At 73.2% G+C, this 13807-nt stretch carries 12 protein-coding genes; 11 read left to right on the forward strand and 1 reads right to left on the reverse strand.

Annotation, left to right across the window (positions count from 1 at the left end; all coding sequences use genetic code 11):
- Positions 1–2: 2 nt before the first annotated feature.
- The 8 genes from rpsI to tsaE all read left to right on the forward strand — a co-directional run bounded on the left by rpsI (position 3) and on the right by tsaE (position 9104).
- Positions 3–491 (forward strand): 30S ribosomal protein S9, encoded by a 489-nt coding sequence (rpsI, locus tag ABZ321_RS11225; RefSeq protein WP_344501919.1) that lies wholly within the window; start codon positions 3–5, stop codon positions 489–491.
- 107 nt (positions 492–598) lie between these two features.
- Entirely contained in the window at positions 599–1951 is a 1353-nt protein-coding gene (glmM, locus tag ABZ321_RS11230) for a phosphoglucosamine mutase (RefSeq protein WP_344501809.1), read from the forward strand.
- A 108-nt stretch (positions 1952–2059) separates the two neighbouring features.
- Positions 2060–2818, forward strand: a complete 759-nt coding sequence (locus tag ABZ321_RS11235; protein WP_344501808.1) for an SDR family oxidoreductase — start codon at positions 2060–2062, stop codon at positions 2816–2818.
- Between the two features lie 136 nt (positions 2819–2954).
- Positions 2955–4820: a glutamine--fructose-6-phosphate transaminase (isomerizing) gene (gene glmS, locus ABZ321_RS11240; protein WP_344501807.1), complete on the forward strand. Its 1866-nt coding sequence runs from the start codon at positions 2955–2957 to the stop codon at positions 4818–4820.
- Between the two features lie 34 nt (positions 4821–4854).
- Positions 4855–6288 carry an NAD(P)H-hydrate dehydratase gene (locus ABZ321_RS11245; RefSeq protein WP_354890833.1) on the forward strand — a complete coding sequence of 478 codons (1434 nt, stop codon included), beginning with the start codon at positions 4855–4857 and terminating at the stop codon, positions 6286–6288.
- 112 nt (positions 6289–6400) lie between these two features.
- The gene (gene alr / locus ABZ321_RS11250) at positions 6401–7531 is read left to right on the forward strand and encodes an alanine racemase (protein WP_354890834.1); all 1131 of its coding nucleotides are present in this window, start codon (positions 6401–6403) and stop codon (positions 7529–7531) included.
- Positions 7528–8613, forward strand: coding sequence for an alpha/beta hydrolase (locus ABZ321_RS11255; protein WP_344501804.1), 1086 nt, complete (start codon positions 7528–7530; stop codon positions 8611–8613). Before alr ends, ABZ321_RS11255 begins: the two co-directional genes overlap by 4 nt.
- Entirely contained in the window at positions 8610–9104 is a 495-nt protein-coding gene (tsaE, locus tag ABZ321_RS11260; RefSeq protein WP_354890835.1) for a tRNA (adenosine(37)-N6)-threonylcarbamoyltransferase complex ATPase subunit type 1 TsaE, read from the forward strand. The genes ABZ321_RS11255 and tsaE overlap by 4 nt, the downstream gene beginning before the upstream one ends.
- 14 nt (positions 9105–9118) lie before the next feature.
- On the opposite strand, the gene ABZ321_RS11265 is transcribed toward tsaE, so the two are convergent.
- A complete protein-coding gene (locus ABZ321_RS11265; protein WP_344501802.1) occupies positions 9119–11173 on the reverse strand; it encodes an Hsp70 family protein in 2055 nt (684 codons plus the stop codon).
- 124 nt (positions 11174–11297) lie between these two features.
- On the opposite strand from ABZ321_RS11265, the gene tsaB reads away from it, so the two are divergent.
- The 3 genes from tsaB to tsaD are packed head-to-tail and all read left to right on the forward strand — an operon-like array spanning position 11298 to position 13433.
- Positions 11298–11960, forward strand: coding sequence for a tRNA (adenosine(37)-N6)-threonylcarbamoyltransferase complex dimerization subunit type 1 TsaB (gene tsaB / locus ABZ321_RS11270; protein WP_354890836.1), 663 nt, complete (start codon positions 11298–11300; stop codon positions 11958–11960).
- A complete protein-coding gene (rimI, locus tag ABZ321_RS11275) occupies positions 11957–12400 on the forward strand; it encodes a ribosomal protein S18-alanine N-acetyltransferase (protein ID WP_354890837.1) in 444 nt (147 codons plus the stop codon). Before tsaB ends, rimI begins: the two co-directional genes overlap by 4 nt.
- The gene (tsaD, locus tag ABZ321_RS11280) at positions 12390–13433 is read left to right on the forward strand and encodes a tRNA (adenosine(37)-N6)-threonylcarbamoyltransferase complex transferase subunit TsaD (protein ID WP_354890838.1); all 1044 of its coding nucleotides are present in this window, start codon (positions 12390–12392) and stop codon (positions 13431–13433) included. Before rimI ends, tsaD begins: the two co-directional genes overlap by 11 nt.
- The last annotated feature ends 374 nt before the right edge of the window (positions 13434–13807 follow it).

Below are 13807 nucleotides of genomic sequence, written 5' to 3' on the forward strand. Positions count from 1 at the left end.
CCATCGACACCGAGGCCGCTGAGCCGGCCGCTGCTGCTGTCGCCACCGTCGAGACCCCGGCCGTTGAGGCGACGGCCAAGGTCCCGACCCGTTCCCGCCGCGCCGGCCAGCCGATCCAGACCGTTGGCCGCCGCAAGGAGGCCATCGTCCGGGTCCGCCTGGTTCCCGGCACCGGCAAGTTCCTCCTCAACGGCCGCGAGCTGGAGAACTACTTCCCCAGCAAGGTCCACCAGCAGTCCGTCAAGGAGCCGCTGGTGATCGTCGAGAAGCTCGAGCAGTTCGACGTGTTCGCCAACCTGCGTGGCGGCGGCACCACCGGCCAGGCCGGCGGCCTGCGCCTCGCGATCGCCCGTGCGCTCGTCGAGAACGACCCCGACGACCGCCCGGCGCTGAAGAAGGCCGGCTTCCTCACCCGTGACGCCCGCGCCACCGAGCGCAAGAAGTACGGTCTGAAGAAGGCCCGTAAGGCTCCGCAGTACTCGAAGCGCTAACCAAGCTTCGCGGCCGGGTGCACCCTGGAGGTGTACCCGGCCGGTTTGCGTTCGCGGCCCTTTCGGATCGACGGTTCGCGGCCTAAAAGCTCAACGGAGGTATCGCAGTGGGGCGACTCTTCGGCACCGACGGCGTCCGCGGACGCGCCAACGCCGACCTGACTCCCGAGCTGGCAATGGCCGTCGCCATCGCCGCGACCCAGGCGCTGTTCGAGCGCGACCACTCCCACGCGCCCCTGGCGGTCGTGGGCCGCGACCCGCGGGCCAGCGGGGAGATGCTGGAGGCGGCCGTCGTCGCCGGCCTCACCAGCGCCGGCGCCAACGTGATCCGCGTCGGCGTCCTGCCCACCCCGGCCGTCGCCTACCTCACCGGCGTGCTGTCCGCCGACATCGGCGTGATGCTGTCCGCGTCGCACAACCCGATGCCCGACAACGGCGTCAAGCTCTTCGCCGCCGGCGGTCACAAGCTCCCCGACGAGGTCGAGGACGAGATCGAGCGGCTCATGACCGAAGGCACCAAGGTGCGCCCCACCGGCGCCGGTGTCGGCCGCGTCACCGACCTCGACGACGGCGAGGACCGCTACGTCCGGCACCTGCTGACGTCGCTGCCCGGCCCGCTCGTCGAGCTCAAGGTCGTCGTCGACTGCGCCAACGGCGCCGCCTCCTCCGCCGCCCCCGAGGCGTACCGGCGGGCCGGCGCGTCCGTCGTCGCGATCAACGCGGACCCCGACGGGCTCAACATCAACGAGAACTGCGGCTCCAACCACCTCGAGCAGCTCCGCGCCGCCGTCGTCGAGCACGGCGCCGACCTCGGCATCGCCCACGACGGCGACGCCGACCGCTGCCTCGCCGTCACCGCCGACGGTGACGAGGTCGACGGCGACCAGATCATGGCCGTCCTCGCCCTCGCCATGCGCGACGGCGGCCACCTCAAGGACGACACGCTCGTCGCCACCGTCATGAGCAACCTCGGCCTGAAGATCGCCATGGCCGACGCCGGCATCCGGCTTCTCGAGACCCGCGTCGGCGACCGGTACGTCCTCGACGAGCTCCGCGCGAAGGGCCTCGCCCTCGGGGGCGAGCAGAGCGGGCACATCGTCATGCCCGCCTTCGCGACCACCGGCGACGGCGTGCTCACCGCCCTGCACCTCATGGGCCGCATGACCGGCACCGGCCGGACCCTCGCCGACCTCGCCTCCGTCGTCCAGCGGCTGCCGCAGGTCCTGATCAACGTGCCCGTCGGCGACCGCGCCGCGGCCGCCAAGGCCGCCCAGGTCCTCGACGCCGCGAAGCAGGTCGAGGCGGAGCTCGGCGGCGCCGGCCGGGTCCTGCTCCGCCCGTCGGGCACCGAGCAGCTCGTCCGGGTCATGGTCGAGGCGTCCACCCTGGCGATCGCCCGCGAGGCCGCCGAGCGCATCGCCGCCATCGTCCGCACTGTCTCTCCCGTCTCTCCCGTCTAGCCCCCGGCTCAGCTCGCTTTCCGGGTCACGCGCGGTGGCGGCGGTCGTCTCGTACCGACGCCGCCATGGCCGACATGAAGGGGTCTACCCGGGAGTAACGTGCGGCGCATGACTGACGCCCGCACCGTTCTCGTCACCGGCGCATCCCGCGGCATCGGCAAGGCGACCGCCGTCGCCTTCGCCGCGCAGGGCTGCAACGTCGTGCTCACCTCCCGGGACCAGGAGGCGCTCGACGCCGTCGCGGAGGAGATCCGCGCCGCCCATCCGTCCGCGGGGGTGCTCGCCCACGCCGCGCACGCCGCGGAGCCCGACCAGGCCGGCGCCGCCGTCGACGCCGCCATGGCCCGGTTCGGCGCGATCGACGTCCTGGTCAACAACGCCGGCACCAACCCGTACTTCGGCCCGCTCATGGACATCGACCCGGTCCGCGCGGAGAAGACCGCGCGGCTCAACCAGTTCGGCCCCGTGCTGTGGAGCCAGCTGGCCTGGAAGGCGTCGATGTCGTCCCGGGGCGGCGCGATCGTCAACGTCGCCTCCGTCGGCGGGCTGCTCACCGAGCCCGGCATCGGCTACTACAACGCGACGAAGGCCGCGGTCATCCACCTCACCCGCCAGCTCGCCGCCGAGCTCGCCCCGGCGGTCCGGGTCAACGGCGTCGCGCCCGGCATCGTGCGCACCAAGCTCGCCCGCGGGCTGTGGGAGAACAACGAGCAGTACCTCAGCGAGCACCTCCCGCTGGGGCGCATCGGCGAACCCGACGACATCGCCGACGTCATCACCTTCCTGGGCGGGCCGGCGTCGCGCTGGATGACGGGCCAGACGCTCGTCATCGACGGCGGCGCCCAGATCCGCTCCTCGCTGGCCTGACCTCGCCTGTCACGCGTGCTACCCCCCGGCCCGGGGGTGGCACGCGTCGCTTTCGTCCCACTGTGCGCAGGCGTCGTGCGCAATCACGACAGTTTCGAGCATCGGGCATGCTCGAATGTCTGCTACGGTACGGGACATGTGCGGAATCGTGGGGTACGCCGGTTCGCGTCCGGCCCTGACCATCGTTCTCGACGGCCTGCGCCGGCTGGAGTACCGCGGGTACGACTCCGCCGGGGTCGCCATCGTCGACGACGTCCTGCGCACCGCCAAGCGCGCCGGCAAGCTCGCCAACCTCGAGAAGGCCCTGCAGAGCGAGGACGGCCTCGACACCGGCACCACCGGCATCGGCCACACCCGCTGGGCCACCCACGGCGGCCCCACCGACCGCAACGCACACCCGCACCGCTCCGTCGACGGCCGGGTCGCCGTCATCCACAACGGCATCATCGAGAACTTCGCGAAGCTGCGCACCGAGCTGGAGCAGCAGGGCATCGAGTTCGCCAGCGACACCGACACCGAGTGCGCGGCGCACCTGCTGAGCTTCGAGGTCTCCCGCAGCTCGGTGGAAGACCCCGCCGAGCGGCTGGCCGACGCGATGCGGGCCGTCTGCCGCCGCCTCGAAGGCGCGTTCACGCTGCTCGCCGTCGACGCCCAGGCCCCGGGCGCCGTCGTCGGCGCGCGCCGCAACTCGCCGCTCGTCGTCGGCCGCGGCGAGGGCGAGAACTACCTCGCCAGCGACGTCGCCGCGTTCATCGAACACACCCGCGAGGCCGTCGAGCTCGGCCAGGACCAGGTCGTGCTGATCACCGGCGACGCCATCGTGATCACCGACTTCCTCGGCAACCCCGCCGAGGGCAAGGACTTCCACATCAACTGGGACATCTCCGCCGCCGAGAAGAGCGGCTACGACTACTTCATGCTCAAGGAGATCGCCGAGCAGCCGCACGCCGTCGCCGAGACCCTCCTCGGGCGGCTCAACGAGCAGGGCGACCTGCTGCTCGACGAGGTGCGCCTCACCGACCAGGACCTCCGCGACGTCGACAAGGTCTTCATCGTCGCGTGCGGCACCGCGTACCACGCCGGCATGGTCGCCAAGTACGCGATCGAACACTGGACCCGCATCCCCTGCGAGGTCGAGCTCGCCAGCGAGTTCCGCTACCGCGATCCCGTCCTGGACCGCTCCACGCTCGTCGTGGCCATCTCCCAGTCCGGCGAGACCATGGACACCCTCATGGCCCTGCGGCACGCGAAGGAACAGAAGGCCCGCGTCCTGGCCATCTGCAACACCAACGGCTCCACCATCCCGCGCGAGTCCGACGCCGTCCTGTACACCCACGCCGGCCCCGAGATCGCGGTCGCCTCGACCAAGGCGTTCCTGACCCAGCTCGTCGCCTGCTACCTGGTCGGCCTGCACCTCGCGCAGGTCCGCGGCATCAAGTACGCCGACGAGGTCGGCGCCGTCGTCGCGCAGCTGCAGGAGATGCCGCAGAAGGTCGAGCAGGTCCTGGCGATGATGGAGCCGATCCGCAAGCTCGCCCGGGAGCTCGCCGACGCCAAGAGCGTCCTGTTCATCGGCCGGCACGTCAGCTACCCGGTCGCCCTCGAAGGCGCGCTCAAGCTCAAGGAGCTCGCCTACATGCACGCCGAAGGGTTCGCCGCCGGCGAGCTGAAGCACGGCCCGATCGCTCTCATCGACGAAGGCACCCCCGTCGTGTGTGTGGTGCCGTCGCCCCGGGGCCGCGGCGTCCTGCACGACAAGGTCGTCTCCAACATCCAGGAGGTACGGGCGCGGGGCGCTCGCACGATCGTGATCGCCGAAGACGGCGACACGGCGGTCGAACCCTACGCCGACCACCTCTTCCACGTGCCGGTCACCCCGACGCTCCTGGCGCCGCTGGTCACGACCGTGCCGCTGCAGGTCCTCGCCTGCGAGATCGCGTCGGCCCGCGGACACGACGTCGACCAGCCGCGCAACCTGGCCAAGTCGGTTACCGTCGAATAGGCGTATGTGACAGGCTTGGCGCTGTGATCGTGTCATGAGAGCCGCCTGGCGGGTGGCGCAAGTCCGTGCGGCCGAAGAGGCCCTCATGAAGACCCTGCCCGGCGGTGCGCTCATGCAGCGCGCCGCCGCCGGCCTCGCCAGGCGCTGCGCGCAGACCCTGCCCAAGGTGTACGGCAGCCGCGTCCTGCTCCTCGTCGGCCCGGGCAACAACGGCGGCGACGCGCTCTACGCCGGCGCCTTCCTCGCCCGCCGCGGCGCGCACGTCTCGGCGCTGGTCCTGGACCCCTCCCGCGTCCACACCGGGGCGCTCGCCGCCCTGCAGGCCGCAGGCGGTGTCGTCGGGTCTTCTTTCGCCGGCGGGTTCGATCTCGTGGTGGACGGCATCCTGGGCATCGGCGGCCGCGGCGGCCTGCGGGAACCGGTCGCGAGCCGCGTCGCCGACGTCGCCGGCGCGCTGCGCGGCACCCCGGTCATCGCCGTCGACGTGCCGTCCGGCGTGGACGCCGACACCGGCGCCGTCACCGGCATGGCCATCCACGCCGACATCACCGTCACCTTCGGCGTCCTCAAGCCCGGCCTGCTCGTCGGCGCCGGCGCCGTCCACAGCGGACTCGTCGAGCTCGTCGACATCGGCCTGACGCCCTTCCTCACCGGCGACCCCGCCTGCTACGTGCCCGACGCCGCCGACGTCGCCGCCTGGTGGCCCCGCCCCACCGCCGACGACAACAAGTACTCCCGCGGCGTGGTCGGCGTCGCGACCGGCTCCGACGAGTACCCGGGCGCCGCCGTCCTCTCCGTCGCGGGCGCCCTGGCCGGCCCCGCCGGCCTCGTCCGCTACGCCGGCGGCGCGGCCCCGCTCGTCCGGACCCAGCACCCGACGGTCATCGCGAGCGACCGGGTCGCCGACGCCGGCCGGGTCCAGGCCTGGACGTGCGGCAGCGGTATGGGCACCGACGAGCGCGCCTACGCCGAGCTGCGCACCGTCCTCGGCGCGCCCGTCCCCGCCTGCCTCGACGCCAGCGCCCTCACCCTGCTCGTCGACGCCCGCATGGCGGACTGGCTCCGCGACCGCGACGCCCCGACCGTCGTCACCCCCCACGACGGCGAGTTCCAGCGCCTCGCCGGCGGCGCCCCCGGCGACGACCGCATGGCCGCCGCCGCGCACCTCGCCGAGCGCATTGACTGCGTCGTCCTGCTCAAAGGCAACCGCACGATCGTCGCCACCCCCGACGGCCGCGTGTACGTCAACCCGACCGGCACCCCCGCCCTCGCCACCGGCGGCACCGGCGACGTCCTCGCCGGCCTGCTCGGCTCCCTGCTCGCCGCCGGCCTGCCCGCCGAACAGGCGGCGGTCGGGGCCGCCTTCACCCACGGCCTCGCCGGCCGCCTGGCCGCCACCACCGGCCCGGTCACCGCCGCCGACGTCGCCACCCACCTCCGCGAGGCGGTGTCAACCCTGCACCCCTGACCCCTCCGGCAATCCGCCCCGACACGCCGATCCCAGTCACGCTGCGTGTTCGCCCGCTGGCCGGGAACTGGGGTTGAGCCGGGTGGTGGGGGCACCGCTTAGGCTTAGGCGCATGTGGCAGGCTCAGGTCCGGATCGACCTCGACGCGATCCGGCACAACGTGGCGACCCTCAAGGGGATGCTGCGGCCTGGGACGGCCCTGATGAGCGTCGTGAAGGCCGATGCGTATGGGCACGGCATGCTGCGCGTCGCGGAGGCCGCTGTGCGGGGCGGGGCGACCTGGCTCGGCACCGCCACGCTCGACGAGGCGCTGGCGCTGCGTGAGCACGGCGCCGGCGGCGGGGTGAAGATCCTTTCGTGGTTGCACAGTCCCGGGCGGCCGCTGGGCGAGGCGGTCGCGGCGGACGTGGACCTGTCGGCGTCGTCGATCGACGCGCTGGACGAGATCGTGGACGCGGCGCGGAAGGTGCGGCGGGTCGCGGCGGTGCATCTGAAGATCGACACGGGGTTGTCGCGGAACGGGGCGGGGCGCGGGGACTGGCCGGCGTTGGTCACGGCGGCGGCGAAGGCGCAGGCCGACGGGGACGTGGAGATCGCGGCGATCTGGAGTCACTTCGCGTGCGCGGACGAGCCGGGGCACCCGTCGATTCTGCGGCAGCAGCTGGCGTTCGACGAGGCGCTCGACGTGGCGGCCGGGCTGGGGGTCGAGCCGCCGCTGCGGCACTTCGCGAACTCCGCGGCGGCGCTCACGCTGCCCGAGAGCCACTTTGAGCTGGTTCGAGTGGGTTTGTCCACGTATGGACTCTCGCCGATTCCGGGTGGCGCGCCTGACCTGCGGCCCGCGATGAGTGTCCATGCGCGCGTGGCGCTGGTGAAGGCCGTCCAAGCCGGCGAAGGCGTGTCGTACGGCCACACGTACAAGATTCTCAAGGACACCAACCTGGCGCTGGTGCCGGTCGGGTACGCCGACGGGGTGCCACGCTCGGCGAGCAGCCGCGGGCTCGTCCACATCGGCGGGAAGGTGCGCCGGGTCGTCGGACGGGTGTGCATGGACCAGATCGTCGTGGACTGCGGCGACGACGACGTCCGCGCGGGCGACGAGGCCGTGCTCTTCGGCGCCGGCACGCGCGGGGAGCCGACCGCCGACGACTGGGCCGTGGCCGCCGACACGATCAACTACGAGATCGTCACGCGGATGGGCAGCAACAGAACGCCGCGGGTGTACCTGGGAGAGAGCGCATGACGGGTAGCGAGGTCGAGAAGAGCAGCCGGCGCCGGAAGGTCGGGATCATCGGCGCGATCCTCGGTGTGGCCGCCGCCGGTGTCGCCGCCGGGGTCGCGACCGAGCGGTACCTCGTGCACCGGTCCAAGAGCGCCGACGACGTCTACGCCGACGAGGAGTTCGGCGTCTGGGACTCCGACGAGGAGCTGACCGTCACCACCGACGACGGCATCGAGCTGCACGTCGAGATCGTGGACGGGCCGGAGGACGGGCCGGACGACGCGCCCACGCTGGTGTTCGTGCACGGGTTCTGCCTCGACATGGGCACGTTCCACTTCCAGCGCAGGGCGCTGGAGGGCAAGCACCGCATGATCTTCTACGACCAGCCGGGCCACGGCCGCTCCGGGAAGCTCCGCAAGGGCGAGTACTCCCTCGACGCCCTCGGCGCGGGGCTCCGCGCGGTCCTGCAGGCGGCCGCCCCGACCGGCCGGGTCGTCCTGATCGGCCACTCCATGGGCGGCATGACCATCATGGCGCTGGCCGAGCAGGTCCCGGAGCTGTTCGAGTCGCGGGTCGACGCCGTCGTGCTGATCTCCACGTCCGCCGGCAAGCTGGACCAGGTCACGTTCGGCCTGCCGGAGGTGGTCGCGAAGTTCAAGCGGCCGCTGCTGCCGGTCGTCGGCATCGCCGGACCGATCAGCTCCGGTGTCGTCGACCGCGCCCGGCGGGCGTCCACCGACCTCGCGTGGCTGCTGACCCGCCGGTACGGCTTCGGCACCGCCCGCCCGAGCCCCGCCCTCGTCTCGTACGTCGAGAAGATGAACACCACCACGTCGACGGACGTGATCGCGCGGTACCTGCGGACCCTCTACACCCACGCCCGGCTGCTGGTCCTCGGGCCGCTGCGCAAGGTGCCGGTGCTGCTCGTCTGCGGCGACCGGGACGTGCTCACCCCGCTCACCCACACCCGCGAGATCGCCGCGGTGCTGCCGGAGGCGGAGCTGGTCGTCGTCGCCGACGGCGGGCACGTCGTGATGCTCGAGCACGCCGAAGAGGTCAACGACGCCATCGAGACGTTCCTGAAAAGGGTCCAGGACCGGTGACGCAAGCGGTACAGCTGCCGACAGCCGCCGACACGCACGAGTTCGGGCGGAAGCTCGCCGCGGTCCTCCACGCCGGGGACATCGTGCTGCTCACCGGACCGCTCGGCGCCGGCAAGACGGCGCTCGCGCAGGGGATCGGCAAAGGGCTGGACGTGCAGGGCGCGGTGACGTCGCCCACGTTCGTGATCGCCCGCGTGCACCGTCCCGTCGTCGCCGGGCGCCCCGCGATGGTGCACGTCGACGCGTACCGCCTCGGCGACGTCAAGGACCCCATCGGGGAGCTCGACGCCCTCGACCTCGACGCCACCGTCGAGGACTCGGTGACGCTCGTCGAATGGGGAGAGGGGTTCGTCGAGCACCTCGCCGACGACCACCTCGAGCTGCGCCTGACCCGCCACGACGACGACACGCGCACCGTCACCGTCGTCCCGCACGGCGCCGGCTGGCCCGCCCGGGTGGCACATCTCGTACCGGCGAAGAAAACGCCATGAAGCAGCGCTGAAGCCTAGGCGGGCTGCAGGACTTCCCAGACGTCGATCGATGTGCCTTCGTCGTCGGTCCGGCGGGCCAGCAGGTGCCGCCCCTGGTGGCAGAACGCGGTCCGGACCTGCCGCGCCGGCGACAGGTCCGCGCGGAAAACCTCCGCCTCCGTCTCGACGTCCCGCACGCACACCGAGCCGTCGAGCACCGCAGCCCGCAGCCGCCCGTCGGGGCTCGCCATCTCGGTCGCGAACGCGTCCGCGCGGCTCGTGCCCGTGTAGCCGGCGAACCGCCGCATCAGGTCCTCCCCGACGATCCGGTCGAGCCGAGCCCCGGTCGCCAGGTCCCACACGGTGGCCACGTCCCGCCGGTACCGGCCGACGCTCGCCGCACCCTCACCGGACGCGACGAGCCGCCACTCGCCCTCGTTGACGAGGACCGCGTCGGGCCGGTGCCCGTCGGAGAAGCTGCTGGTCATGCGCCCCGACAGGACGTCCCACACGGCGAAGTGCCCGTCGGCGTCCCAGGTGACCAGCGACAGCTGCTGGTTGGGGCCGAGCGCCACCTGCCCGTGCTGCGGGCGGCCCGCGCCGCGACCGGGGCGCAGCTCCGTGACCAGCGCACCGCTGTCGACCGCGCGGACCTTCACGTACTCGCCGGTCCGCGACCACTCGACCAGCATCCGGCGGTCCGGCATCAGCAGCCAGTCGCCCGCGACCCGCAGGTGGTGCCGCTTCGCGAGCTGGAACCGTTCGGCGGTCGGCACGATCCGCACGTGCGCCGCGGCCGCGCCCGACACCACCATGCCGCCGACCGGCACGCGGTGCTCCAGCAGCACCCCGCCGGTGCGTCCAGCGGTGAGGTCGAAGACCCGGTCGTCGGCGGTGCGGACCTGCGCGAGCGGCGCGCCCGCCGGATACGGCTCGCCCTCCTTCGCCAGCCAGCGCACCAGCCGCCCCCGCCCGCCGGGGACCGTCCACGCGAGCGGCTCGACCCGCCACGGCGCGGGGTCCGCCGGCAGCGTCCGCGTCCCCCTGTCGCCGGCCAGCCGGGCCGCGCCGCGCAGCACCGCCAGCTCCGGCTCCGGCGGCCGTGTCACCGGACGGCCGAGCCCCGCGTGCAGCGCCTGCGCCACCCCCGGCAGGTGCGAGCAGCCGCCGTCGAGCACCACGGCCGCCAGCTCCGCCGGCACGATCCCGGCGCGCGCGACCACCGCCCGGCAGCTGGCGATCAGCCATCGGTTCGCCGGCTCGGTCAGCTGCTCCAGGAGGTTCCGGCGGATGGTGTACGGCGGAGCTCCCGGCTCGACCTGGTCCGTCGCCTCCGGCGCCTCGCTCAACCGATGCTTGAGCCTGCGCACGATGTCGAGGGCGTGGAAGTTGGCCCGCACGCTGGTGTCGCCGCCGGCCGCGAACGCGGGCTCCACCCACTCCGCCAGGGTGGCGCGCAGGTCCGCGGCGAGCACCACGTCGAGGTCGCGCCCGCTGCCGGAGCTCTCCTGGCTCAACGGCACCGCCATCCCGCGCTGCACCTGCGTCAGCGTGGCGCTCCAGGTCGCCCCGAGGTCGCAGACCAGCACATACGCGCCGTCGGGCAGGTCCAGCTGCGCCAACGGGTCGGCGACCGCCGCCGACGGGTCGTGCACCAGCTCCACGTCCGGGAACCCGGCGACCGCCGCGGCCGTCACCAGCATCTCCCTGCGCGGGTCGTGCGTCCGATACGCCGCCGGCACCGTCACCGCGAGCCGCCTGACGTCGCCGTGCTGCCGCCGCGCCTCCTGGACGACCGCGTCGAGCGCCGCCGCGACCAGCTCGGCGCCGTTGACCAGCTGGTCGCCGAGCCAGATCGGGGCGTTCGCGTCGACGGCCCGCCGCACCCCGTCGACGTAGTGCCGGGGGTGCTGGTTCCTGAGCTGCTCCCCGGCGACCAGCCGCTTGCTCGCCGGGTCGAGGCTCGCCCCGCCGGGCCAGCGGGCGGCGCCGGTCGCCGGATCCCGCACGAGATGCAACTGGTCCCGCGTGACGACGGCGGCGGACAGTGCCCAGGACCCCAGGTCCACGACCAGGACCGGCTCAGTCATACCGCTCTCCCTGCCGCGCGCGGGTCGATGTCGGCCGATGCTAGGCCTGGCTCGTTGCAGGCCTGTTAACTGACGCGGACGACGACCGCGGGAAGTGTCGGACCCGGTCGGTAGAGTTGGCGGCGTGCTGGTGATGGTGGTGGACTCCTCGACGCCCGCGGTGACGGCCGCGCTCGTCCGCGTCGACGAGCTCGCGGTCACCGTCGTCGCCGAGCGTGTCACCGTCGACGGCAAGGCCCACGGTGAGCTGCTCGCCCCGCAGATCCATGCGGTCCTCGCCGAAGGTCAGGTGGCGCCCGGCGACCTGGCCGCGGTCGTCGCCGGCACCGGCCCCGGCCCGTTCACCGGCCTGCGCGCCGGCATGGTCACCGCCGCCGCCCTCGCCCACGCCCTCGACGTCCCGGTCTATGGCGTCTGCTCCCTCGACGGCATCGGCCACCCCCTCCCCGGCCGCGTCCTCGTCGCCACCGACGCCCGCCGCAAGGAGATCTATTGGGCCGTCTATCACGACGGCACCCGCGTCACCGGCCCGGCCGTCGACAAGCCCGCCGCGGTGGCCGCCGGTGGAGGCATTGTCGTCGACGCGGCGGCGGGTGACGGGGCCGGGAAGTATGCCGATGTGCTCGGCCTGCCGGTGCTGCCGCTGCTGTATCCGTCCGCGCGGGCGCTCGCCGAGCTGGCCGCCGACCGGGTCCTGTCCAAGGCGCCCAGCGAGGCGCTCGTCCCGCTCTACCTGCGCAGGCCCGACGCCGTCGCGCCCGGCGAGCGGAAGCCGGCGCTGCGGTGAGCGTCCAGCTGGCCGAGCTCCGCTGGTTTCACATCGAGTCGCTGCTGCCGATCGAGGACGAGCTGTTCGGCGAGGAGCGTTGGTCCGCGGGCATGTTCTGGAATGAGCTGGCCAACGGTCACCACTATCTCGTGGCCCTCGACAGTGAGCGGGTCGTCGGCTATGCCGGGCTGGCCCTCGCCCCGCCCGACGAGGCGTGGATCCAGAATGTCGGGGTCCGCAAGGACGCGCAGCGGCAGGGCATCGGTCGGCGGCTGCTCGAGGCGCTGCTCGACGAGGCGGCCCGGCACGGCATCCAGCAGGTGCTGCTCGAGGTCGCCGTCGACAACCTGCCCGCGCAGAAGCTGTATGCCGGCTACGGGTTCGAAGGTGTCGGCGTCCGCAAGGGCTACTACCAGCCGAGCAACACGGATGCGTTGGTGATGAGACGTGAAGACTGAGCCCCTCGTCCTCGGCATCGAGACGTCCTGCGACGAGACGGGCGTCGGCATCGTCCGCGGGCACACGCTGCTCGCCGACGAGGTCGCGTCCAGCGTGGAGGAGCACGCGCGGTTCGGCGGGGTCGTCCCCGAGGTCGCCAGCCGCGCGCACTTCGAGGCGATGGTCCCGACCGTCCAGCGCGCCCTCGACACCGCGGGGATCACGCTCGGCGACGTCGACGCGATCGCCGTCACCGCCGGGCCCGGGCTCGCCGGTGCGCTGCTCGTCGGTGTCGCCGCGGCCAAGGCGTATGCGCTCGCCGCCGGCAAACCGATCTATGGCGTCAACCACCTCGCCGCGCACGTCGCCGTCGACACCCTCGAGCACGGCCCGCTGCCCGAGCCGGCGATCGCGCTCCTCGTCTCCGGCGGCCACTCGTCGCTGCTGCGGGTCGACGACCTCGCCGGCCGGGTCGAGCCGCTCGGCGCCACCATCGACGACGCCGCGGGGGAGGCGTTCGACAAGGTCGCGCGGCTGCTCGGGCTGCCGTTCCCGGGTGGCCCGCCGATCGACCGCGCCGCCCGCGATGGGCAGATCGTCATTCCGTTCCCGCGCGGGCTGACCGCCGCCCGGGACCTGGTCGAGCACCGGTTCGACTTCTCGTTCTCGGGCCTGAAGACCGCGGTCGCCCGCTGGGTCGAGGCCCGGCAGCGCACCGGCGAGCCGGTCCCCGTCAACGACGTCGCCGCCAGCTTCCAGGAGGCGGTCTGCGACGTGCTCACCGCCAAGGCCGTCGACGCCTGCCTCGCCGGCGGCGTGCGGACCCTCGTCATCGGCGGCGGCGTCGCCGCCAATTCCCGCATCCGCGCCCTCGCCCAGGAGCGCTGCGACAAGCACGGCATCACGCTGCGCGTCCCGCGCCCCAACCTCTGCACCGACAACGGCGCCATGGTCGCCGCCCTCGGCTCCCACCTCGTCGCCGCCGGCGCCACCCCGGGCCGGCTCGCCCTGCCCACCGACTCCGCGATGCCGATCACCCTCGTCACCGCCTGACCACCAGCCCCCTGCACAGCGGAATCCACCGCCCAGCGAGCACGGCCGCCCGCCGGCCGGAGCCGTTTGCGTTGGAGCGGCCGTTGGCGGGAACGGCTGTTCGGCGGGCGGAGTCGTTCGGCGGGAGCGGCCGTTCGACCTGCACGGCGGAATCCACCGCCCGCCGGAATCCACCGTTCGACGGGGCGGCCGTCCGGCGGGGGAGCCGTTTGGCGGGAGCGGCCGTCCGACCTGCACAGCGGAAGCGACCGCCCGCCGGAATTCACCGTTCGACGGGAGTGGCCGTCTGGTGAGAGTGGCCGTCTGGCGAGTGGCCGTCTGGCGGGAGGAGTTGTTCGACGGGAGTGGCTGTTCGGCGGGGAGCCCGTTTGGCG

The sequence above is a fragment of the Dactylosporangium sp. NPDC006015 genome (genome assembly GCF_040614215.1).
Taxonomy (GTDB): Bacteria; Actinomycetota; Actinomycetes; order Mycobacteriales; family Micromonosporaceae; genus Dactylosporangium; species Dactylosporangium maewongense.

Excerpts from the sequence above, each read along its gene's own strand:
- glmS (WP_344501807.1), top strand. The coding sequence starts at position 2,955 with ATGTGCGGAATCGTGGGGTACGCCGGTTCGCGTCCGGCCCTGACCATC.
- ABZ321_RS11255 (WP_344501804.1), top strand. The coding sequence starts at position 7,528 with ATGACGGGTAGCGAGGTCGAGAAGAGCAGCCGGCGCCGGAAGGTCGGG.
- ABZ321_RS11265 (WP_344501802.1), bottom strand. The coding sequence starts at position 11,173 with ATGACTGAGCCGGTCCTGGTCGTGGACCTGGGGTCCTGGGCACTGTCC.
- alr (WP_354890834.1), top strand. The coding sequence starts at position 6,401 with ATGTGGCAGGCTCAGGTCCGGATCGACCTCGACGCGATCCGGCACAAC.
- ABZ321_RS11245 (WP_354890833.1), top strand. The coding sequence starts at position 4,855 with ATGAGAGCCGCCTGGCGGGTGGCGCAAGTCCGTGCGGCCGAAGAGGCC.
- ABZ321_RS11235 (WP_344501808.1), top strand. The coding sequence starts at position 2,060 with ATGACTGACGCCCGCACCGTTCTCGTCACCGGCGCATCCCGCGGCATC.